This window comes from Aquirufa salirivi (assembly GCF_045310485.1).
GTDB lineage: Bacteria > Bacteroidota > Bacteroidia > Cytophagales > Spirosomataceae > Aquirufa > Aquirufa salirivi.
This window is the reverse complement of the sequence record NZ_JBEWZH010000002.1, coordinates 242,260-264,233: the sequence shown is the minus strand read 5'-3', so window position 1 is coordinate 264,233 and position 21,974 is coordinate 242,260. Positions and strand designations below refer to the sequence as shown.

Here is a 21,974-nt window from a genome sequence, read left to right as displayed (position 1 = left end):
TTTGATGGCTAAAAATAAGCATTATTTTCAAACGAGAAAACTCCATGACATATATTAACAAAAAAGCCCCGAATCGGGGCTTTCATTTTAAGCGTTAGCTTGCTTGATATAATGTTCTAGTGCACCTGTCATGGACGGCGCATTAGGCATAGGCGCTTGAATATCTAATAGTAAACCTGCATCAGTCACAGCCTGAGCTGTGGTTGATCCAAATGCAGCTATTCGTGTATTATTCTGTTTGAAATCTGGAAAATTTTCAAACAAAGAAGTAATACCTGATGGACTAAAAAAGGCTAATACATCATAGAACACTTCTTCTAAATCGGACAAATCAGCTGATACCGTTTCGTACATGACGGCCTCAGTCAATTGAAAATCATTCGTCCCCATAAAGTCAGGTAAATCTTTTTGGCGCTTGTTAGAACAAGGGAATAAAAATTTCTCCGATTTATGCTTTTTGATAATTTCCAATAAATCCAATGCGGTCTTTGTCCCAGTAAACACTTTACGTTTACGAATGACGATGTATTTTTGCAGGTAATTGGCCGTTTGCTCCGTGATACAAAAGTACTTCATATCTGATGGCACTTCTATTTTGGCTTCCTTACAAATACGGAAGAAATGATCTATGGCATTACGGCTAGTAAAAATAATAGCCGTATGTTCTAAAACATGAATCTTCTGCTTTCGGAAATCTTTAAAGGCTATTCCGCGCACCTCAATGAATGGACGAAAATCCACTTTAACACCATACTTTTTCTCAATCTCAAAATAAGGAGACTTGGCATCAGTAGGTGCTGCTTGAGTAACTAAAATACTTTTAACTTTTTTTAACCGCTTGATGTCCGGGGTAGCAACGTTAGCTATTTCACTCATAAATCAAATTTGTATTAACTCGACAATCTAGAATAGTCAACTTTATGTGGCAAATATACAAAAAAAAATCTTGAAAATCACTCTCCAAAGTCTAGGTGTATTGTGGAAATATCAATTCTCGAATTCCAAACAAAATGACGATGGCTTCGGTGATAATCAGATATGCATATAGAGATAATCTATTGACTGATAGAACTTTATTGAAAACTTGGGTAAAATAAATGAAACGAACGATAAAATAGGCGTTTAGGAAATAAGAAACAATTTCCATGTCGATGGAATATGCGGGGCCACGATAAACAGCATACAATCCTATTCCAATGAAAATGATGATAAAGAATTGAATATTAGTCTGAATAGATTTGAAAAAATGTAAATTCGCAACTGATTTTAATTTAAATAAATTGGCAAAAAGCTGAAATAAGAAGTATTGTAAAATAAAAATAAAGTAAGCCAATAAAGTTCTAGAAAAAACAAACCATAGAGAAGGAATTAAGGTACTATAATTCTCTTCGTTCACAAAAAAAGCGTCTCCCGAACGGTAGCTGATTCCATTATAAAAAGCCAATAAGGAAATCAGGAGGCTTAATATGAAAAGCACATACATGTTGGCCAAAGCAAAAGGGCTTTTGACCATGGTATTTTCTTTACTTTCCCAATTGACCCAATCGCTAAAACGAAAATATACATGAAAATAGCGAGGGAATCCCGCAAATAACAAAGCTGAAAGAGCCAATAGTACTAAAAAGCCTAGGGTAAAAAAATGAGTATAAACGGCAGGAGCGCGATTCAAGAATAATTGAACTTCCCTATTCTGTGCAATCACTTGATCAAACTTTTTTTCAATACTTAAGTTTCCTGGAAGCCCCTCTAAGCTACTACTATAGAATGTTGCTATTACTTGTTCTTTATGATGCTCTTTAAGTAAACTATCTAAAGACATTCTGACCAATTCACCCTTTTCAAGTTTGCGCTGAAATGCCCCATCAATGAACAAATGATAGGTTTCTTTGGGTTTAATTGTCAAATAAGCTTGGTAATAATCCCGGTTACTTAGTTGTATGGATTTGGAATGGTAAGCGTAATGTTGACTTGGAATATAAGGCAAAAAACTGTTCCAGGAAGATTGATAAACCAACCATTCCTTCTCAATGGAATGCAAGGGCTTCCAAACTGCAGCTTGCGCTGTTGAAGTAAAAAGCATAAACCATAAAAAAAATCTGCTCCATCGTAGCACGAATGCGTGGAATGAAGCAGATTTTTCAATAAAAGGAATCATCCTTTAGTATTTTACTTAGCAGACAATGCTTTCAACATGGTTTCGCCAATATCGGCTGGAGAGTACACCACGTGGATGCCACATTCCTGCATAATTTTCATTTTAGCTTCTGCTGTATCATCAGCGCCACCAATAATGGCACCAGCATGACCCATACGACGACCTTTAGGAGCTGTTTGACCTGCAATAAAGCCAACTACTGGTTTTCTATTTCCATCCGCTTTGATCCAACGAGCTGCTTCAGCTTCCATTCCACCACCAATCTCTCCAATCATCACAATACCTTCGGTTTCTGGATCATTCATTAATAATTCAACAGCCTCTTTAGTGGTAGTTCCAATGATAGGATCTCCTCCAATTCCAATGGCTGTGGTTTGACCTAAACCTGCTTTAGTCAATTGATCTACGGCTTCATAGGTTAACGTTCCTGATTTAGAAACGATACCCACTTTCCCCTTTTGGAAGATAAAGCCTGGCATAATACCTACTTTACATTCTTCAGCTGTCATCACACCTGGGCAGTTTGGTCCAATTAAACGACACTCTTTAGTAGAAATATATTCCTTTGCAATAATCATGTCTTTGGTAGGAATACCCTCTGTGATACAAATAATCACTTTAATTCCAGCATCAGCAGCTTCCATAATGGCATCAGCAGCAAATGCCGGCGGAACAAAAATAATGGATGTATCAGCTCCCGCTTTATCTACAGCCTCAGCAACGGTATTGAAAATAGGACGATCTAAATGCGTTCCTCCTCCTTTACCTGGAGTAACACCACCGACTACATTGGTTCCATAAGCGATCATTTGCTCGGCATGAAAACTTCCTTCCGTACCTGTAAAACCCTGAACTATAATTTTGGAATTTTTATTTACTAAAACACTCATTTTGTCTGGTTTAATTAATCTAAGGCGAAAAATTTTTCCAAAGGTACAAATTATTGATAAATTAATTTAAAAAGCTTTAAGAGGGAGTAAATAAATATTTCAACAAATTATTTTCCGTAAATTTAAGCTTCCATTCCAAATACATGCTTAGGCACTTAGAGGTTCAAAATTATGCATTGATTGACCAGCTTGATTTACATCTAGCTGGGGGCTTGACTGTAATTACAGGGGAAACAGGAGCTGGAAAATCCATCTTATTAGGCGCCATTTCATTGCTATTGGGACAAAGGGCTGATAATAAAAGCTTGTATGACGACCAAAAAAAATGTGTTATTGAAGGTACTTTTTCCGTTGCAGCCTATCCACATTTGAAGGAAATATTTGAACAAGAAGCGATTGATTTTGAAGATCCTTGTTTGATCCGACGAGAAATTAATCCTCAAGGAAAGTCGAGATGTTTTATCAACGACACGCCTGTTACTTTGGAAAGCATGAAACGGATTGGTCAAGAACTGGTGGACATACATTCTCAGCAAGATAATGGTTGGATGGGACATCCTGATTTTGCCTTGGAACTGGTAGATGATTTTGCTCAAAATCAGGTGGTAAAATTATCTTACGAAAAAGCTTATAAAGCATTTCAACAAGCTCAACAGCATCAAGAGCAATTGGCTCAAAAATCAAAATTAGGAAATCAAGCCCTTGATTTCCTACAATATCAATGGGAAGAATTGGACAAGGCTCATTTAGAAATTGGAGAATATGAGCACCTCAGTGAACAAGTACAAAAACTCCAAAATTCAGAACAGATCCTAGAAAAGTTGGCTCAATTAGCCAATTACTTAAGTTTATCAGAATCTGCTGCCATGGAACAAATTGGTCAAGCCCGGCAGTTAAGTCAGAGTTTGTCCAAGTGGGGTCAAACATTTGAACAATGGAATCAACGCATTCAATCACTTTGGATAGAATTAAAAGATCTATCAGTAGAGGTAGAAGGAGAAGCTGAATCCTTTCAGTTGGATCCCGTGGCATTGGAAAAATGCCAAAAAAGACTAGACCTTTTGAATCGACTTTTACAAAAATATCAATCAAAAGATATAGCCAATTTAATCGCCACGAGGGATCAATTTTCCGAGGAATTAGCTCAATATGAAAATGTTGACCAAGCCTTAGAAGAAGCCAATCAAGCTCTTGTACAAGCTGAAAATTTGGCACAAGAAAAAGCAATGGAATTACATAATAGCCGTATGCAATCATTGGATGCCATTGAGGAAATACTCCAAGCATCCTTACAGCAATTAGGAATGCCCAATGCACAAATGGCTTGGGACACTCAATCCACCAAATTGACAAAAACTGGTCAAGACAAAATTCAATTACTTTTTTCTGCCAATAAGGGTTTGGCCCCTAAACCATTTAAGCAAATAGCCTCGGGTGGAGAATTAAGTCGATTGATGCTTTCCATCAAGCATTTATTAGCACAAAAAAGAGCGCTGCCTACTTTGATTTTAGATGAAATTGATACGGGTGTTTCTGGTGAAATTGCCATTAAAATGGGTCAAATGTTAACTCAAATGAGTCAAAAACACCAATTGATTGCCATCACTCATTTACCGCAGATAGCAGTAACTGGCCAAACTCATTGGTTTGTATATAAAAATCATGAAGGTGAAAAAACGGTCTCTAGCATAAAAACATTAGAAGGTGAAGATCGAATTGATGAAATTGCTAAAATGATTGGTGGACAATCAGGATATCTTGATTTGAAAGAAAATGTCCGCAAACTTATGAATGCTAATCTATCCTAGATAAAACCTGATATGAAATCCAATAACTTATTCTACTTTTTTATTGTCATCATTGCTCTAGCATCTTGTAGCCAAACCGAAGATGCTGCCATAAAAAAGCTAAATGATTCTGTCATGACATTGCATGACGAATTAATGCCCAAAACAGAAAAAATCATTCAATTAAAAACAAGCTTGGACAGTTTGAGTAAAGGCCCTGATTCGGTACATGTAAAGAAACTGATTCAATCTTTGGATAAAGCGGATAACGAAATGATGAATTGGATGCATCAATTTTCCATTGACTCTTTGTCTAACATGGATTTCAAAGCAAAGCTCATTTATTTACAAGTGCAATTGAATAAATTAAAAACGGTAGAAACATTAACAGACTCAACCCTACATGCCGCCAATCAATATAAAAAATAAATTGAGGAGACTATTTTTCTTCACCTTCATACTATTTTCAGCTTGTCAGGAGAAAAAAAACTTACCTATTCTAGGACATAAAGATACGGTGGTAAAAGCGGGAAAGGTGGATACTATTTATCACCAAATCCCAGCTTTTCAATTTTTAAATCAAGATTCTACCTGGGTAAGTGACAAAAATTATGAGGGGAAAATTTATGTAGCAGATTTTTTCTTTACCTCATGCCCTACCATTTGTCCAAAAATGAAAACGCAGATGTTACGTTTATATGAACGCTATGCCAATGAAAACCAAATCGCCTTATTGTCGTTTAGTATAGATCCAGACTTTGACCGTCCGCATGTGTTGAATGCTTACGCGACAAGATTACAAGTCAAAGCTCCCAAATGGAATTTGGTCACTGGAGATAAGTCTAAAATCTATGAATTAGGACAAAAAAGTTTCATGGTCACAGCACAAGAAGACAAAAATGAAGCGGGAGGATTTGTACACAGTGGTGCATTTATTCTTGTGGATAAACAGCGTCATGTACGCGGTATTTATGATGGAACAAAGGAACAAGAGGTCAATCATTTAATGGAAGACATCGAACTATTATTGAAAGAAAAATAAATGAGAATTAAGCAAGCATTTTTTGGCCTATTCGCTGCCAGTATACTACTAGTTGTTCAATCCTCCTGTCAAAGCAAAGAAGAAATTTTCAGGCAGCAATATGTGGTGGAAGGAATGATGCAATATGAGAAACACTGTGAAAATTGCCATCAGAAGGATGGCTCGGGATTAAAAGATTTGTATCCACCTTTGTCCAAAACCGATCTATGGAAAAGATTAAATGCGAGTCAAGTTGCATGTATCATTAAGAATGGCCAAAAATCAGCCATACTTGTGAATCAAAAATCGTATCAAAATTACATGCCGGGAAACAGTAAATTAGAAGCACTGGATGTAGCTGAAATTGTGACATATCTGCGTGATAAATGGGGTAATGATCCTCGGATTTTTTCCTTGGACAGTGCTCGATTGGCATTAAAAAACTGTAATTAGTTGGTCGGTAAACTCTCCACAGTCAAGACTGAATTAGTTACGTGACGTAAGGAATAATGGGTAAAATCCTGGGCAGCGTCCATTCCTACACCGTAAATGATTTCTTTCTTGGTACGAATTTGAACTGGCTTATCAGTGAAAACTCGCTTCTCCTCAGGCAACCATGTGAATTCCTCAGTCTTTAATGTTTCTGCTTGTTGAACATTAAAAATCACCACATTGCCCATCATTTTATATGAATTCTTTTGTCTAAAAAAATGAGCAGAATCTCCTCTAACTTGAGAAGTCACATTTCCCATTTTGTCGTAAAACCATAGTTTCACTTCTTTGGGATACACTCGATCTTCAGAGTATAGGGTGATTTGAGATGGCGTCACCATTCGAACAACGGTTCTTGCCGAATCAGAATAGACCATATCAATATCCGTTAATTCGGATTTTGGGCCCACATAAATCAGATTTTTAGCTGTTTTATCTTCACGACAAGCCAGGGAGACAATTGACAGGACAAGCAGCAAAAAGAGATTTCTCAAATCGCGCATGGGAGGTGTTAATTGAGTTTCACCTTTTGGAACCAAAGGTCACTTAGGGTTAAGCCAATGGTAATTCGTTGATACTGTTCCTCTAAACCATTCTCCCCTAAGACGCCACGTTTACCAATTTGATAGGCAATATTCAAAAACGATAGGTTTCGTAATGGCAAAGCAACGCCAAGGCTAACATACTTATCCACAGCATATTTTCCATTTCCCAAGAAATCATAGGGAGTGGTCGAATAGCTGAATCCTGCGCGGTAAGTTGCTCTTTTAAAATAGCTGGAAATAGCTTCAAAATCAGGAGTATATTCCCCCCCTACTGACCAGCGAGAGCTGACAGGCAATTTGGTGGAGCGGCCTAAATTATTGTCTACTTTGGTCCAATCCGTTCTTGAATAATCGATTCCAATCATCCAATTAGCTAATTTTTCTAAACTAACACCCACATGCTGGGTAACAGGTAGGTTTTGAGTAAATGGAGTTGACTTATTTAAAGTATCTGCATTAATGGCGGTAATTCCGGAGAGATCCATGATAGCAAAACGCTTCAATTGTTTTGAACTTAGTGTAGAACTAAGGTCAAAAGATGTTCCAAAATTGACATAAAGGTCATTTTTCAATTGTTTGCGGTAGGCCAAACCTCCTCTAAAAAGAAAATCGGAATAATCTATTCTATTTTCTAATTGAATTTTATAGTATTGACCATCTGATAAATTCTGGGTAGACACATTACGATTTACGGTTCCAAATAAATAATCGATCCCGAAACCTAAATAAAACTCTTTCCCGATTCGTACACCGTTATTAAATGACAACTTGGTTACCCCACCTTTTCCATCATAACTATATATCAAACTATCCACTCCTAGCAAGTTCAAACGGCGGAATGAACGAGTAGCATATTCCACAGATGAGTGAGGACGGATTCCAATAGAGGCAGTCCAACGACTCGTAATAGGTAAAGTCAAATTAAGAGAATGATAATTTCCACCAAAGATTTGTTGGCGTTGACGTGTATCTTGTAAATCTTTTAGTTCAGTTTTGGCACCAACTTCAAAAACAGTGTATCTATTTCTTGCCAATAGGGCTGGGTTAATCATATTGGCATAAATTCCATTGGAATTAGAAACACCTATACCACCCATCATGGCATTACTTGGGCTTCCTCCCTCATCTAGTTCACCCATTCCAATGTAAGAAAGTGGTGAATTTAATATGGTTTGGCCGGAAGTTTCAAAGCTAACAACGGCACTAATGAATAAGCTAAGTGCTAGAAACAAGACGCGGCTTGTTTTTAATTTAGAATTTTGGATAATCAAAGGACGAAGAATCATAAAATAATTTACCATACAGCTTAGCCTGTAAGTCTGCAAAGGTCGTACTTTTTTTTCACATTCGACTAAGTTATTCTCTATATTTGGGGTCAAAATTGATAATTCAGATGAGAGAAGCATTGGCTAATTGGTATTTATTGGAAAATTCGGCGGAGGACATATTATTTTTTATTGGAATATTGATTGTTGGCCTAGTACTGAGAAGGTTCTTTTCCAATTCCTTTTCTAAAATCATTTTTCGTTTTTTGCCAAATCAATTTATTCAGGTTCAAGATTGCATCCAATTGTTGAGGAAGCCTGTTGAGCTCTTGTTGTTTTGGATATTTTTGTATTTCAGCATTCAATATTTGCATGTTCCTAGTGCTTGGCATTTCAATCCTGTAGAAAAATTTGGTCTATTGTTTTTATTACAAAAAGCCTTTGAAACTGCCATCATTATCACTTTCACTTGGTTGATAGTACGGATGTTGAAAGTGATTATTTTAATAGCCCAACAAAAATGGCAGGGGGTAGAACAAAAGTCAAAACAACAATTCATTCCATTCCTGAACGATTTAGGTATGGTGTTTATTATTGCAGGTTCTGGATTTGTCTTATTGGGTCGTGTATTTCAAGTAGATGTAATGGCCCTCATTACTGGATTAGGATTAGGAGGTTTGGCTTTGGCATTGGCGGCAAGAGAAACCTTAGAAAATTTATTTGCTTCGTTCACTATTTTTTTGGATTTACCTTTTGTGGTGGGAGATAGTATTCAGGTTGGAAGCATTTCAGGTGATGTTGAAAAAATTGGCTTTAGAAGTACTCGACTGAGGGCTTTGGATGGAAATTTGATCATGATTCCCAATCGATTATTAACGTCTCAGTCCTTAGAAAATATGAGCGAACGACATTTCCGTAGGGCAAAATACACCTTGTCATGCTCTCTACAGAGTAAACCTGAACAAATCCAATCGGTTTTACCTCAAATCGAACAACTCATATTGGCAGAACCTCTATGTAAGAAAAAAGCCCCCAAAATTATATTTGAGGGCTTTGGTACTTATTCATTGGATATCTCGGTAACATTTTTTGTTCAAACTAGTGATTATGGGAAATTCCAACACGTCAAACAAGAAATTAATTTGGGTATTTTAACCTGTTTACATGAAGCTAAAATCAGCTTAGTAAGCAGTGCAACAGCACCCAATATGACCTAGCCAACTAGTTCTTTTAAATCTTCATCATGAATCATCTTACGCTCGTCGGCCATTAGAAGGAAACGGGTGTATAATTTATCTAAATCTGATTTTTCTAATTCAAAGCCTAACAATTGCAAACGGTGACGTAGCGCAGCACGACCCGAACGAGAAGTTAATAGGATAGCGGAAGAAGGTACACCTACATCTTCAGGATTCATGATCTCGTAATTTTGAGCATGTTTCAAGAAGCCGTCCTGATGTATACCGGATGAGTGGGCAAACGCATTGGCTCCAACCACTGCTTTATTGGCTTGAACAGGCATACCCATCAAATTGGATACTAAATTTGAAATGGGAAATAAAAGTTTTGGATTGATTCCTGTGGTAAAACCTAAGTCCTTGTGGACATTTAAAATCATGGCCACTTCTTCCAAAGACGTATTTCCCGCTCTTTCACCAATTCCATTTATGGTTACCTCTACTTGCCGTGCTCCAGCTTGAATACCAGCAATGGTATTGGCTGTAGCTAAACCTAAATCATTGTGATTGTGCATAGAGATGGTTGCCTGATGGATATTATCAACATGCTCAAAAAGATAAGATATCCGATGATGCATTTGATGGGGCAATAAATACCCCGTAGTATCGGGTAAATTTACAACCGTTGCTCCCGCTTTAATTACTGCTTGGGTTAGTTGAGCTAAAAAGGGTAAATCGGCACGACCAGCATCTTCCGCGAAAAACTCTACATCTTCTACATAGGATTTGGCATATTCAACTGCCCAAATGGCCTGCTCAATAATTTTTTCACGAGTTGAATTGAATTTATGCTTGATGTGCACATCAGAAGCACCAATTCCAGTATGTATACGCGGTTTACGTGCTGGCTTTAAGGCTTCAGCAGCAGCATCTATGTCCTCTTTTCTTGCACGCGTTAAACCACAGACTGTTGCCTCTGTTATCACTTCCGCAATGGCTTTGACTGAAGCAAAATCCCCTGGGGAAGAAATTGGGAAACCTGCCTCAATAATATCGACACCTAATTTTTCGAGTTCTTTCGCTACTTCAATTTTTTCCTCACGGTTTAACTGGCAACCGGGTACTTGTTCTCCATCACGTAACGTAGTATCAAATATTTGTATACGATTATTCATAGGTTTGTTTCTGTTAATTGCTTGGTAAAACTAGCTTTAATTACATTATTAACCAAAAAACAAAAATATCGAAACAGTAAATTTTTAGATTAAAAATCCACAAAAATTAAAATAACAAGCAAAAATAAGAGTAAAAATCTAAATTTTATAATCAATAAAGACAAATAAACTTATTTAAAACAATTGTCTAGAATAAAATTTTATTAAATTAAATCAATTTATTTTAATAAAAATGTTTCCGATTTCTAATCACGAATTGCATGGTAGGGATCAAACAGATAAAAACAAGTTGATTTATCAAGAACTAGATAGAAAACTGACAATAAAAAAGTTTTGAAAATCGTTTAACGCTCAACGCTGTCAAGGTTTGAAACCTTGACAGCGTTAGAAAAAGGTGAGCGTTTTTTGCTTTTGAGCCATTAAAAAAGGGGGCAATTAATTGCCCCCTTTTTTAAACATCTATTAACTAGGTACGCTCTGGACGAAGGCTACGTACCGCAGCACCAGCTCTCCACATTTCAGATTCACGTAATTCCGTTAATTCAGCTTCCAATTTTACACGGTAATCAGGCTGTGAGTTCAAATCGATTGAACGAGCAGCCTCCGCTTGAGTTTTTACAGAATGATATAATTTCTCAAATACTGGCTTTGTAGCCTCCTTAAAAGGTCTCCACCAATCCAATGCACCACGTTGTGCTGTAGTAGAACAGTTGGCATACATCCAATCCATTCCATTCTCAGCAACTAATGGCATCAAAGATTGAGTCAATTCTTCCACCGTCTCATTGAATGCTTCTGAAGGGGAGTGACCATTCTCGCGCAATACTTCGTATTGTGCAGCAAAAATACCTTGGATAGCTCCCATCAATGTTCCACGCTCACCTGTTAAGTCGGAAGTAACTTCTTTGTAGAAATCTGTTTCAAACAAATATCCAGAACCTACACCAATCGCCATAGCGATGCATTTCTCACGAGCTTTACCTGTTGCATCTTGATATATAGCAAATGAAGAGTTCAATCCTTTGCCTTCTACGAACAAACGACGAAGTGAAGTACCAGAACCTTTAGGTGCTGCTAAGAATACATCCACATCTGCTGGAGGAATAATTCCCGTTTTCTCTTTATAAGTAATACCGAATCCGTGAGAGAAGTATAATGACTTACCAGCTGTCAAATATTTCTTCACTGTTGGCCACATTTCAATTTGAGCCGCATCTGAAAGCAAATAACAGATAATCGTTCCTTTTTGAAGCGCTTCTTCAATTTCAAATAAGTTTACACCTGGAACCCAGCCGTCAGCAACAGCCTTATCAAAGGTTTTTCCTTTACGTTGACCCACAATCACATTCAGACCATTGTCTTTCATGTTCAATGCTTGACCTGGACCTTGAACTCCATAACCAATAACTGCGATTGTTTGATCAGCCAATACTTGTCTAGCTTTCTCTAATGGAAACTCTTCTCTTGTTACTACATCTTCAACAACCCCACCGAAATTAATCTTTGCCATTTTCGTTTTTGTTTAATTTAAATTCTTTTCTAATTAATTTATTATACTTTCAAATTTTATACAATTTCCCAATTACCTTCTGGTAAATACTCCACTAATCCTTTTTCTGTTTTACCTACAGCCACTCTGCCCGATTTGATATATTCCAATATTTCCCATTGCTTCAAATAAGCATAGAATTCATTGATTTCTTCTTCGGATCCATTTTTTTCTACTACAACATAATCTAAACCCCAATGAACAACCTTGGCATTCCAATCCAAATTAATGGTTTTTACATCCAAAGATGGGGAACCCAAAGGCGTAGCTATTTTAAATAAGGCAATTTCATTGAATACAATTTCATCATCTAAATAACCAAAAACCGCCAATACGTCCGTAATTTTACGTATTTGACGAACCAATTTTTCTACAATCTCTCGATTCTCATTGCGAATCACAATCGTAAAACGAGACACCCCTTTACGCTCAGTTTCTGAAACCGTCAAACATTCAATATTCAGCCTTCTGCGCGTAAATATAATCGTGATGCGATTCAATAAACCAATCGTGTTGGTAGTAAATACAGATATCGTGTAAGTTGTTAACATATATAATTTCTACTCAAGCATTACTTTAGTCACACAAGCACCCGCAGGCACCATGGGGAATACATTTTCTTCTTTCTCACAAATAACCTCCAATAGATAAGGCTTATTCGAGTTCAATAAGGTATCCAATGATTCTCCTAAATTATTTCGGTCACTCACGGTATGCCCTTCAATTCCAAAACCTTTAGCAATGGTAATAAAGTCTGGGTTTTGCAATTCAACAAAAGAATAACGGTTATCAAAGAACATGGATTGCCATTGGCGAACCATACCTAAGAAATTATTATTTAAGATGATGATCTTCACAGCTAAACCACTTTGTGCAATAGTACCTAATTCTTGCAAAGTCATTTGGAAGCCACCATCACCAATCACTGCAACGACCTCTCGATCAGGAACGGCTACTTTCGCTCCAAAAGAAGCTGGCAAGGCAAAGCCCATGGTTCCTGCTCCTCCACTGGTTACGATGGAATTATGCTTTTTAAATCGGTAATAACGGTTGGTAATCATTTGATGTTGACCTACATCGGTCACAACCACCGCTTCCCCTTTTGTCTTATCAGACAATAAAGCAATGGCTTCTCCCATTTTGATTTGATTACCTTCATGATATAAATCTTTCTTGGTAATCTTTTCATACTCCTCGTCGTCATATTTCTTGAACTCCGCTCTCCACTCCTTATGTTCTGCCTTTTTAACTAAAGGTAATAAAGCTTTTAAAGCCGCTTTAGCATCACCTACCACGGGCGCATCTGCTTTCACATTCTTATCAATCTCACTCGGATCAACTTCAATGTGCACTACTTTGGCCTGTTTGGCATAAGTACTTAAATCACCTGTGATACGGTCATCAAAACGCATACCAATCGCAATCAAAACATCGCATGAATTAGTCAAGACATTGGCTCCATAGTTTCCATGCATACCTGGCCAACCGACAAAAAGCGGATGATCAGCATCCATAGCAGACATTCCCAAAAGGGTTGTAGCCACTGGAATACCCGTCTTCTCGACAAACTCCTTTAATTCATTTTCTGCCTGAGAGATTAATACTCCATGGCCTGCTAAAATGTATGGACGCATAGCGCCATTGATCAATTTAGCTGCAGCCTCCACGTGCTCTTCTTTTGGCTCTAATCTAGGCTTATAGGATATAATCGATTCACATTTTTTGTATTCAAATGGAATCGACATTGTTTCTGCTTGGGCAGAACGAGTAATTTCAATTAATACAGGGCCCGGTCTACCCGTTTCTGCTATGTAAAATGCTTTTGCTATAATTTCAGGAATTTCGTTTGGATCAACAATTTGATAATTCCACTTGGTAATCGGCATGGACATACCAATTACATCACATTCTTGAAAAGCATCAGTTCCCAATAGATTGGCCCTTACTTGACCTACAATACATACCATAGGAGTAGAGTCCAACATGGCATCGGCAATAGGTGTAATTAAATTTGTTGCTCCAGGACCAGAAGTCACAAGGCAAACACCAGCCTTATTCAACATACGGGCATAGCCTTGTGCGGCATGGCCTGCACCTTGTTCATGGCGCACTAAGATATGCTTTAATTGATCACGATAATCAAACAAAGCATCGTAGGTAGGCATAATGGCTCCACCTGGATATCCGAAAATGGTACTCACCCCCTGCTCAACCAACGATTGCATAACCGCTTGAGCCCCAGTTTTAAATTTTGAGGTTTGAGTTGATGTAGGTTGAGTAGCTTCTACTTGGGTTTTTCCCATGATTAATTGGTCTATATTTTGTTTCAGTTAAATGGTCCGACTAATTTAAGTCATACTCATCTAGAAAAAAATTGAATTGGTCATTTTTTACAAATCTGTGACACAACCTAAGCTGGCTGATGATACATTTTTGATATATTTTCTCAAAACTCCCGTAGTATGCTCAGAAACCAATGGTTTCCATTGCTTACGGCGCTCGGCCAATTCTTCATCCGATACGTGTAAGATAATCTGATTATCTACTGCATCAATCGTAATTTTATCACCGTCCTTAACCAATCCAATGTTTCCTCCTTCTTGCGCCTCTGGCGTTACGTGACCTACGACAAAACCGTGCGTTCCTCCTGAGAATCGTCCATCCGTAATCATCGCCACACTATTTCCTAAACCCGCTCCCATCAAAGCAGAAGTTGGTTTTAGCATTTCTGGCATTCCAGGACCTCCTTTAGGGCCTTCATTTCGGATAACGACCACATGCCCTGGCTTAATTTCTCCTTTAGAAATATACTCGATTACCTCTTCTTCGCGCTCACATACTTTGGCAGTACCTTCAAAACGCTCCCCTTCTTTTCCTGTAATCTTCGCTACGGCGCCTTCGGTAGCCAAATTGCCATATAATATTTGCAAGTGCCCCGTAGCTTTGATCGGTGTAGCTACTGGATATATAATTTTTTGTGTTTCAAAATTCAAATCTGGAGCATCCACTAAATTCTCCGCCATGGTCTTGCCCGTTACGGTCATACATTCTCCATGTAAAAAGCCTTGCTGCCATAAATATTTCAAAATAGCTGGCATTCCTCCAATAGCTAACACATCTTCCATATAATATTTGCCAGAAGGTTTCAAATCAGCCAATAATGGCGTACGATCCGAAATATCTTGAATATCTTTCAGACTAAATTCGATTCCTGCGGAATATGCTATGGCCAAATAATGCAAAACAGCATTGGTAGAACCTCCCAAGGCCATTACAACGGTCATGGCATTTTCAAAGGCATGACGCGTCATGATATCACGTGGACAAATATTTTTCTCCAACAACACTTTCATCGCCGCACCTATAGCTAAACATTCTTCTTTTTTACCTTCGTGAGTAGCAGGATAAGTGGATGAGTTAGGTAGTACCAAACCCATAGCCTCCATCGAAGAAGCCATGGTATTAGCGGTATACATACCTCCACAAGCACCCGGACCAGGAATAGAATTACGAATAACTCCTTCGTAATCTTCATCAGAAATATTTCCTGCGAATTTCTTACCCAATGCTTCGAAAGCCGACACGATATCTAATTTCTCTCCTTTATATAAACCCGATTTAATCGTTCCTCCGTAAACCAACATACCGGGACGGTTCAAACGTGCCAAAGCCATCATAGCTCCAGGCATATTCTTGTCACAACCAACCACGGCAATCACTCCATCATACCACTGGGCTCCTACCACGTTTTCAATGGAATCTGCAATAATATCACGAGATGGCAAAGAATAGCTCATGCCGTCGTTTCCGTTGGTCATACCATCCGACACCCCGATGGTGTGAAATATCAAACCTACCATGCCGTTCTCCTGAATTCCTTTTTTCACATGGACTGACAAACCATTTAAGTGCATATTGCATGGGTTACCTTCATAACCTGTACTAGCAATACCAATTTGTGCTTTTTGCATGTCCTCAGATGTCAATCCGATTCCATACAACATCGCCTTAGCTGCAGGGTTTGTAATCTCTTGAGTAAGAGTTTTAGAGAATTTATTTAATGACATAGTCTTTTGGTATGAAATTTTTTCAAACAACAAATATACACAATCCTATTTGTTCGAAACAAAAGATTCCCAAATAATGTATGGATAATCAAGGAATTGCAAAATTTTTTAAAGGTATCTTACAAGCTTTCGCTGGATTTATTTTCTCCTACTTGTTGACGCCACATAGCATAATACAATCCTTTGCTATCAATAAGCTGCTCATGCGAACCTTGCTCTACGATACGTCCCTTTTCCAATACATAAATTCGGGTAGCATGCATGATGGTTGATAAACGGTGTGCAATCAAAATCGTTAGATGCTCTGCTTCTTGTGAAATAGCTCGAATCGTTTCCGAAATTTCCTCTTCTGTTAAAGAATCTAAAGCCGAAGTAGCTTCATCAAAAACCAATAAATTGGGATCCCGCAATAATGCCCTAGCTATACTCAATCGCTGCTTTTCACCACCCGACACTTTCACTCCACCCTCTCCAATCAAGGTATCCAAACCTTTATCGGCACGTGCCAATAGTGTTTGACAGGCTGCTTTTTCCAATACTTCCAAACAATGGGCATCCGTAGCATTGGGATTAACAAACAATAAATTTTCTCGAATCGATCCTGAAAACAATTGAGTATCCTGAGTCACAAAACCAATCTTCTTTCTTAGTTGATCAAAGTCGATATGTTCCCCTTCTTCTCCATTATAAAAGACTTTTCCTTTTTTTGGACGGTACAAACCTACCAACAATTTTACTAAGGTTGATTTACCAGCTCCTGATGGACCCACAAATGCAATGGTTTCTCCTCCTTTCACATCAAAACTGATATTATTCAAAGCCTCTGAATTTGCCGATTGGTGCTGGAAACTAACTTGATCAAATTGCAAGGTTTGAATGGAAGTAATCGCTTTAGGATTATCTGGTTTCTTCTCAATGGGAATATTTAAAATTTGCTCAAAATTTTGCAATGAAACTTCCGCTTCACGATAGGTATTCACCACATTACCAATCTCTTGCAAAGGATTGAATAAGAAGAAAGAATAGATATTTAAAGAATAAAACTGACCGATGGTGATTTGACCTTGGTAAATCAAATAAATCAAGACTACAACCATGAGCATACGTAATAAATTCACGCAAGTTCCTTGAACAAAAGCCATAGAGCGCACATAACGCACTTTCTTTAGCTCTAACAATAAGATTTTTTCTGTAGTGGCATTCAAATGTCGAATTTCTTGATCTGCCAATCCCAAGGATTTTACTAATTCTATGTTCCGTAGGGACTCTGTGGTAGAACCTGCTAAGGCGGTAGATTCTTTAACTATTTGAATTTGAATCGTTTTAATTTTCCGACTCAGGACGGATGAAACAAAAGCAATGAGAGGGCCTGTCAATAAAAACAGAGGTAAAATCATCCAATGCACTGAAAAGGCATAAACCGAGATAAAAATCAAGGCTATGACTGATTGAAAAAGAATGTTGATACCGACTGTAATTAACTTCTCGACATCAATACGTACCTTCTGTAATTTTCCTAGTGTTTCTCCCGAACGTTGATCTTCAAAAGTTTCATATGGCAATTCCAAGGAATGCCGAATACCGTCGGAATACAAATTGGCTCCCACCTTTTGGGTTACCGTATTGATGACATAATCTTGAAAATTTTTAGCTACACGAGAAACGAATGCAACCCCTACTGAAGCCAAGGCCAAGGGCCATATAGCTTGTATGAATTGATCCATCGTATGCGTATTCGATCGATATACAGCAGCTACATCATCAATGATTTTCCTAAAAATATAGGGGTCCATTAATGAAAAAATCTGGTTCGTGGCCGCTAGAGCTAAGGCTCCAACCACACGCCAGCGGTAATGACTTAAATAGGTAAATAATAATTTCATTGGGAATTGTCTAATGGTGAAGGTAATATTCTTGAACGAGTTCAAGTGAATTTGGGTTCCCCAAGTCCCAAAAACGGTTAAAATCTAGTTAATGCCATCTCTGATACCGTCTTACCTATAGATAATGAAGAGGTGGCTGCGGGACTTGGTGCGTTCAATATATTGATAATTTTGGCATCTTCAATGATGGAGAAATCATCCAATAAACCACCGTTTCGGTCACAAGCTTGCGCACGAACACCTGCTCCCCCTTCCACTAAATCTTGCTCTTGAATTTCGGGAATTAACACTTGCAAAGCTTTGGTAAATGCTTCTTTGGAGAAGCTACGGTACATTTCACCCAAACCTGTTTCCCAGTATTTGGCAGCCACTTTTTGAAAGCCTGGCCAAGTTAAGGTATTCCAAAGTTCTTTGAAATCAACCCCCATTTTCTTGTACCCTTCCTTTTTAAATGCTAAAACTGCATTAGGTCCAGCCTCCACACCACCACGCATCATGCGAGTAAAGTGAACGCCTAAAAATGGGAAGTTAGGATCTGGAACGGGATAAATGAGGTTTTTAACCAAATATTCTTTCTCTTTTCTCAATTTAAAATACTCCCCTCTAAAAGGCACAATTCGCACATCTAAAGGCTCTCTTTGAGACAATTGGGCCACTTCGTCGGAATACAAACCTGCACAATTAATAATCAATTTGGTTTCATAAACGCCTTTAATCGTTTCAACTATGGAATAGCTAATACCTTTAGTAATACCTATTACTTGTTCATTTAAATGAATCGTACAACCTGCCTGCTGGATTTTTTCAGCCAATTTAGCCGCTACAACACGGTAATCCACGATTCCTGTTTGTGGAACCCACATACCCTCTACCCCAGTCACATAAGGTTCATGTTCTTGCATTTCAGCCAAAGACAGTTTCATTAGACCTTCCAAACCATTTTGTTGACCTCGTTGAAATAAATTTTCCAATTGACTCCGCTGATCGTGATTACTTGCCACCACGATTTTACCAGTCAACTCATATGGAATAGATTCACGATCGCAAAATTCAATCAATTGATGATAGCCTTCGATGCAATTCTTGGCTTTTAAGGAGCCTGGTTTATAATACAATCCTGAGTGAATGACTCCGGAGTTATTCCCTGTTTGATGCAGAGAAACCATATTTTCCTTTTCAAATAAAGCAATTTGCAAATCGGGTTTTGCTTCTAATAATCGATGAGCTGTTGCTAGACCTACAATACCACCTCCTACAATAATTACATCTAAAGCCATGAATGTCAAATTGTTTAAAAAATGATACAAATATACAGAATCGGGTGGTGGAATTATCAATTAATTATCGCTTGCTTGATAATTTATGTCAAGGGGAAAGCCTCTTTTTTTGTAGCTTTGCTAGTGCTAAGCTTGGGGTTAAGATTAGGGGTTTGTTAATGTGTTTAGTAATTAAGTTATGCTAACTGTAAGTTAAGTTAAGTTAAGTTAGTTTAGTTTAGTTTAATGGCACTAAGATTTGACAACTTTTGAAAAGTTGTCAAATCTAGTTGTCAAATCTAGTTGTCAAATCTACCATAACATGATGTTATTCATTAGAATTACTGGTGCACCATTTTAAACCATCAATAAAAATTGAATCCACAAATCGCCCAATTATACCAGATTGCTCAAAAACCTAGTCGATTGATTCTAGGCTTAATGTCGGGTACCTCCTTGGATGGTTTAGACCTAGCTCTTTGTCGGTTTAGTGGTTTTGGCTTACAGACACAAGTAGAATTAGTCAAACATCATACCATCCCCTATCCAGAGGAATTCAAGCAATCTATTCGGGAAGTATTTGCCAAGGATCAGATTCATTTTCCTAGCTTATCTACATTGAATGCTCAAATTGGACGTTTACATGCAAAATACATTTTAGACAGCTTGCAAAGCTGGGGAATTGCTCCAAAAGAAGTTGATGCAATTGCCTCGCATGGTCAAACCGTAATGCATCGTCCGATGCGTTCTGGAAATTTGCCAAACTCAACAATGCAGATTGGCGATGCTGATCATATTGCTCATTTGACAGGCATTATTACCTTTTCCGATTTTCGCCAAAAACATATTGCAGGAGGTGGAGAAGGAGCCCCATTGGCGGTGTATGGTGATTATTTTTTATTCTCTAAAAAAGAGGAACATCGCATCTTACTAAACATTGGCGGGATAGGAAACTTTACGTATTTGTCGGCCAGTCAAGACCCCAAAGATATTTTAGTTACCGATACCGGACCCGGAAATACTTTATTAGACGCTTACGTGCGCCAACATTTCCCAGGTTTTCATTATGATAAAGATGCGCGGCTAGCTCGACAAGGAATTTTGCATATACCATTATTAGACTCCTTATTAAATTTACCTTTTTTCAATGAGGCTTTCCCAAAAAGTACTGGACCCGAATATTTCAATCTAGAATTATTGAACCAGGTTATCCATAAAAATGGGTATTCTTTAACGCCAGTAGATACCTTGAGAACCTTGACAGAATTAACCGCTCAAAGTATCTCTAATGCCATGCAAAATTATATTCCAGCGATTCAAACTATACATTGCAACTTGATTGTGAGTGGTGGTGGTAGCAAAAATCCCTTATTAATGGAGCGATTAAGCAAAATTAATCCCAAGATGAAAGTCGTCGAATCAGATCAATTGGGTATAGCCTCTGAAGCTAAGGAAGCTGTGCTTTTTGCCTTGTTGGCCAACGAGACATTGATGGATGACCAAGTGGCTCCGAATAGACGATTGGGGGATTCCCCATGGTTAAGTTTAGGAAAAATTAGCCTACCGAACTAAATTTGTCTATGAAATGGAAATTAGAGGACGCTATCCTTTTCGAAAACAGCGATTTTTTTGTCATCAATAAACCTTCTGGAATCTCCACACTAGATGAGCGAAAAGATGTGTTTGCTCCCAATGTTTTACGATTGGCTAAGGCTTATTCAGATGATGCACAGGTAGGACATCGCCTAGATAAAGAGACCTCAGGGGCTTTGGTGATAGCCAAAAATCCAGAGGCATACCGACATATTTCCATGCAATTTGAGCATCGAGAAACAGCCAAACGCTACCATGCGGTAGTGGAAGGTATGCACGATTGGGATGGGATGTTGGTCAATCTACCCATTTTACCTTTAAAAGATGGCATTGTGGTTATCGATCGAGCGAAAGGAAAACATGCTGAAACCTGGTTTCAAACGCTGAAAGTTTACAAAAATTATACCTTGGTCGAGTGCATGCCCATCACTGGACGAATGCACCAGATTCGTATACATTTGGCATGCTTAAAGGCTCCCATAGTAGCGGATGCCATGTATGGAGGCAAGGATATTTATTTATCGGAATTAAAGAAGAAGTTTCATCTCAAACAAGATACAGAAGAGCTGCCCTTGATTCGGCGAGTGGCTTTACATGCACATAGCTTGAGTTTCAATTTGTTGGATGGTAGCCCTATCACAGTCGAGGCTCCCTACCCGAAAGATTTCGGAGTGCTTGTCAAACAGTTGGAGAAGTTTTCGTAATTTTGACTCTATGGCTCCGTAGTTCAATGGATAGAATGTAGGTTTCCGGTACCTAATATGAAGGTTCGATTCCTTCCGGGGTCACAAAACAATGAATCAGTTAAATAAGAGGACATTTCAGCTAGGGATGTCCTTTTTTATTTGGGTTAGAAACTGTATTTGTGCAGCAAAATATTCAAAAAACATCCATTTTCTACACAAAATACTGGCACATATACAATGAATCAAATAAACTCAAATCAGGTAGGTTTCAGGTATCTAATATGAGGCCGGGGTCGCGCTCGACTCGATTCCTTCCGGGGTCACAAAACAATGAATCAGTTAAATAAGAGGACATTTCAGCTAGGGATGTCCTTTTTTATTTGGGTTAGAAACTGTATTTGTGCAGCAAAATATTCAAAAAACATCCATTTT

At 38.1% G+C, this 21,974-nt stretch carries 19 protein-coding genes and 1 tRNA gene; 8 read left to right on the top strand and 12 right to left on the bottom strand.

All coding sequences use genetic code 11. The features are described 5' to 3' along the window. Positions 1-87 precede the first annotated feature (87 nt). The 3 genes from U0R11_RS03475 to sucD form a co-directional block, all read right to left on the bottom strand. Positions 88-876, bottom strand: coding sequence for a uroporphyrinogen-III synthase (locus U0R11_RS03475; RefSeq protein WP_406749821.1), 789 nt, complete (start codon positions 874-876; stop codon positions 88-90). 91 nt (positions 877-967) lie between these two features. Next, positions 968-2,080: a hypothetical protein gene (locus tag U0R11_RS03470; RefSeq protein ID WP_406749820.1), complete on the bottom strand. Its 1,113-nt coding sequence runs from the start codon at positions 2,078-2,080 to the stop codon at positions 968-970. Positions 2,081-2,166: 86 nt separating this feature from the next. Next, positions 2,167-3,045: a succinate--CoA ligase subunit alpha gene (gene sucD / locus U0R11_RS03465; protein ID WP_406749819.1), complete on the bottom strand. Its 879-nt coding sequence runs from the start codon at positions 3,043-3,045 to the stop codon at positions 2,167-2,169. Between the two features lie 143 nt (positions 3,046-3,188). Between sucD and recN the strand changes: the two genes are divergently transcribed. The 4 genes from recN to U0R11_RS03445 are packed head-to-tail and all read left to right on the top strand — an operon-like array spanning position 3,189 to position 6,306. Then, entirely contained in the window at positions 3,189-4,853 is a 1,665-nt protein-coding gene (gene recN, locus U0R11_RS03460) for a DNA repair protein RecN (RefSeq protein ID WP_406749818.1), read from the top strand. A gap of 12 nt (positions 4,854-4,865) precedes the next feature. Continuing rightward, on the top strand, positions 4,866-5,261 hold the full coding sequence (locus U0R11_RS03455; protein WP_406749817.1) for a hypothetical protein: 396 nt from the start codon (positions 4,866-4,868) through the stop codon (positions 5,259-5,261). A gap of 1 nt (position 5,262) precedes the next feature. Further along, a complete protein-coding gene (locus tag U0R11_RS03450) occupies positions 5,263-5,874 on the top strand; it encodes an SCO family protein (protein WP_406749816.1) in 612 nt (203 codons plus the stop codon). Beyond that, the gene (locus U0R11_RS03445; RefSeq protein ID WP_406749815.1) at positions 5,875-6,306 is read left to right on the top strand and encodes a c-type cytochrome; all 432 of its coding nucleotides are present in this window, start codon (positions 5,875-5,877) and stop codon (positions 6,304-6,306) included. It begins immediately after the preceding gene. On the opposite strand, the gene lptC is transcribed toward U0R11_RS03445, so the two are convergent. Both lptC and U0R11_RS03435 read right to left on the bottom strand, forming a co-directional pair. After that, positions 6,303-6,755, bottom strand: a complete 453-nt coding sequence (lptC, locus tag U0R11_RS03440; protein ID WP_406749814.1) for an LPS export ABC transporter periplasmic protein LptC — start codon at positions 6,753-6,755, stop codon at positions 6,303-6,305. The genes U0R11_RS03445 and lptC overlap by 4 nt on opposite strands. Positions 6,756-6,856: 101 nt before the next feature. Continuing rightward, positions 6,857-8,191, bottom strand: coding sequence for a hypothetical protein (locus U0R11_RS03435; protein ID WP_406749813.1), 1,335 nt, complete (start codon positions 8,189-8,191; stop codon positions 6,857-6,859). Positions 8,192-8,283: 92 nt separating this feature from the next. Between U0R11_RS03435 and U0R11_RS03430 the strand changes: the two genes are divergently transcribed. Next, a complete protein-coding gene (locus U0R11_RS03430; RefSeq protein ID WP_406749812.1) occupies positions 8,284-9,372 on the top strand; it encodes a mechanosensitive ion channel family protein in 1,089 nt (362 codons plus the stop codon). Here the strand turns inward: U0R11_RS03430 and U0R11_RS03425 are convergent. The 7 genes from U0R11_RS03425 to lhgO all read right to left on the bottom strand — a co-directional run bounded on the left by U0R11_RS03425 (position 9,369) and on the right by lhgO (position 19,284). Beyond that, positions 9,369-10,508: a 2-isopropylmalate synthase gene (locus U0R11_RS03425; RefSeq protein ID WP_406749811.1), complete on the bottom strand. Its 1,140-nt coding sequence runs from the start codon at positions 10,506-10,508 to the stop codon at positions 9,369-9,371. The two genes, U0R11_RS03430 and U0R11_RS03425, sit on opposite strands and share 4 nt — an antisense overlap. A 466-nt stretch (positions 10,509-10,974) precedes the next feature. After that, positions 10,975-12,018 (bottom strand): ketol-acid reductoisomerase, encoded by a 1,044-nt coding sequence (ilvC, locus tag U0R11_RS03420; RefSeq protein ID WP_406749810.1) that lies wholly within the window; start codon positions 12,016-12,018, stop codon positions 10,975-10,977. 56 nt (positions 12,019-12,074) lie between these two features. Next, positions 12,075-12,608 (bottom strand): acetolactate synthase small subunit, encoded by a 534-nt coding sequence (gene ilvN, locus U0R11_RS03415; protein WP_166374395.1) that lies wholly within the window; start codon positions 12,606-12,608, stop codon positions 12,075-12,077. Positions 12,609-12,617: 9 nt separating this feature from the next. Next, the gene (ilvB, locus tag U0R11_RS03410; RefSeq protein ID WP_406749809.1) at positions 12,618-14,360 is read right to left on the bottom strand and encodes a biosynthetic-type acetolactate synthase large subunit; all 1,743 of its coding nucleotides are present in this window, start codon (positions 14,358-14,360) and stop codon (positions 12,618-12,620) included. Positions 14,361-14,447: 87 nt separating this feature from the next. Continuing rightward, positions 14,448-16,124 (bottom strand): dihydroxy-acid dehydratase, encoded by a 1,677-nt coding sequence (ilvD, locus tag U0R11_RS03405; protein ID WP_406749808.1) that lies wholly within the window; start codon positions 16,122-16,124, stop codon positions 14,448-14,450. Between the two features lie 119 nt (positions 16,125-16,243). Further along, entirely contained in the window at positions 16,244-18,007 is a 1,764-nt protein-coding gene (locus U0R11_RS03400; RefSeq protein ID WP_406749807.1) for an ABC transporter ATP-binding protein, read from the bottom strand. 77 nt (positions 18,008-18,084) lie between these two features. Continuing rightward, complete coding sequence (lhgO, locus tag U0R11_RS03395) at positions 18,085-19,284, bottom strand: L-2-hydroxyglutarate oxidase (protein WP_406749806.1); 1,200 nt, start codon at positions 19,282-19,284, stop codon at positions 18,085-18,087. Between the two features lie 354 nt (positions 19,285-19,638). On the opposite strand from lhgO, the gene U0R11_RS03390 reads away from it, so the two are divergent. The 3 genes from U0R11_RS03390 (at position 19,639) to U0R11_RS03380 (ending at position 21,644) form a co-directional block, all read left to right on the top strand. After that, the gene (locus tag U0R11_RS03390) at positions 19,639-20,835 is read left to right on the top strand and encodes an anhydro-N-acetylmuramic acid kinase (protein WP_406749805.1); all 1,197 of its coding nucleotides are present in this window, start codon (positions 19,639-19,641) and stop codon (positions 20,833-20,835) included. An 8-nt stretch (positions 20,836-20,843) separates the two neighbouring features. Next, positions 20,844-21,560: an RluA family pseudouridine synthase gene (locus U0R11_RS03385; protein ID WP_275613483.1), complete on the top strand. Its 717-nt coding sequence runs from the start codon at positions 20,844-20,846 to the stop codon at positions 21,558-21,560. Between the two features lie 12 nt (positions 21,561-21,572). Then, a tRNA-Arg gene (locus U0R11_RS03380) sits at positions 21,573-21,644 on the top strand. The last annotated feature ends 330 nt before the right edge of the window (positions 21,645-21,974 follow it).

What these genes read in the sequence shown, in the direction of transcription:
- U0R11_RS03475 (WP_406749821.1), bottom strand. Translation starts at nt 876, where the DNA reads ATGAGTGAAATAGCTAACGTTGCTACCCCGGACATCAAGCGGTTAAAA.
- U0R11_RS03470 (WP_406749820.1), bottom strand. Translation starts at nt 2,080, where the DNA reads ATGCTTTTTACTTCAACAGCGCAAGCTGCAGTTTGGAAGCCCTTGCAT.
- sucD (WP_406749819.1), bottom strand. Translation starts at nt 3,045, where the DNA reads ATGAGTGTTTTAGTAAATAAAAATTCCAAAATTATAGTTCAGGGTTTT.
- recN (WP_406749818.1), top strand. Translation starts at nt 3,189, where the DNA reads ATGCTTAGGCACTTAGAGGTTCAAAATTATGCATTGATTGACCAGCTT.
- U0R11_RS03455 (WP_406749817.1), top strand. Translation starts at nt 4,866, where the DNA reads ATGAAATCCAATAACTTATTCTACTTTTTTATTGTCATCATTGCTCTA.
- U0R11_RS03445 (WP_406749815.1), top strand. Translation starts at nt 5,875, where the DNA reads ATGAGAATTAAGCAAGCATTTTTTGGCCTATTCGCTGCCAGTATACTA.
- U0R11_RS03435 (WP_406749813.1), bottom strand. Translation starts at nt 8,191, where the DNA reads ATGGTAAATTATTTTATGATTCTTCGTCCTTTGATTATCCAAAATTCT.
- U0R11_RS03430 (WP_406749812.1), top strand. Translation starts at nt 8,284, where the DNA reads ATGAGAGAAGCATTGGCTAATTGGTATTTATTGGAAAATTCGGCGGAG.
- U0R11_RS03425 (WP_406749811.1), bottom strand. Translation starts at nt 10,508, where the DNA reads ATGAATAATCGTATACAAATATTTGATACTACGTTACGTGATGGAGAA.
- ilvC (WP_406749810.1), bottom strand. Translation starts at nt 12,018, where the DNA reads ATGGCAAAGATTAATTTCGGTGGGGTTGTTGAAGATGTAGTAACAAGA.
- ilvN (WP_166374395.1), bottom strand. Translation starts at nt 12,608, where the DNA reads ATGTTAACAACTTACACGATATCTGTATTTACTACCAACACGATTGGT.
- ilvB (WP_406749809.1), bottom strand. Translation starts at nt 14,360, where the DNA reads ATGGGAAAAACCCAAGTAGAAGCTACTCAACCTACATCAACTCAAACC.
- ilvD (WP_406749808.1), bottom strand. Translation starts at nt 16,124, where the DNA reads ATGTCATTAAATAAATTCTCTAAAACTCTTACTCAAGAGATTACAAAC.
- U0R11_RS03400 (WP_406749807.1), bottom strand. Translation starts at nt 18,007, where the DNA reads ATGAAATTATTATTTACCTATTTAAGTCATTACCGCTGGCGTGTGGTT.
- lhgO (WP_406749806.1), bottom strand. Translation starts at nt 19,284, where the DNA reads ATGGCTTTAGATGTAATTATTGTAGGAGGTGGTATTGTAGGTCTAGCA.
- U0R11_RS03385 (WP_275613483.1), top strand. Translation starts at nt 20,844, where the DNA reads ATGAAATGGAAATTAGAGGACGCTATCCTTTTCGAAAACAGCGATTTT.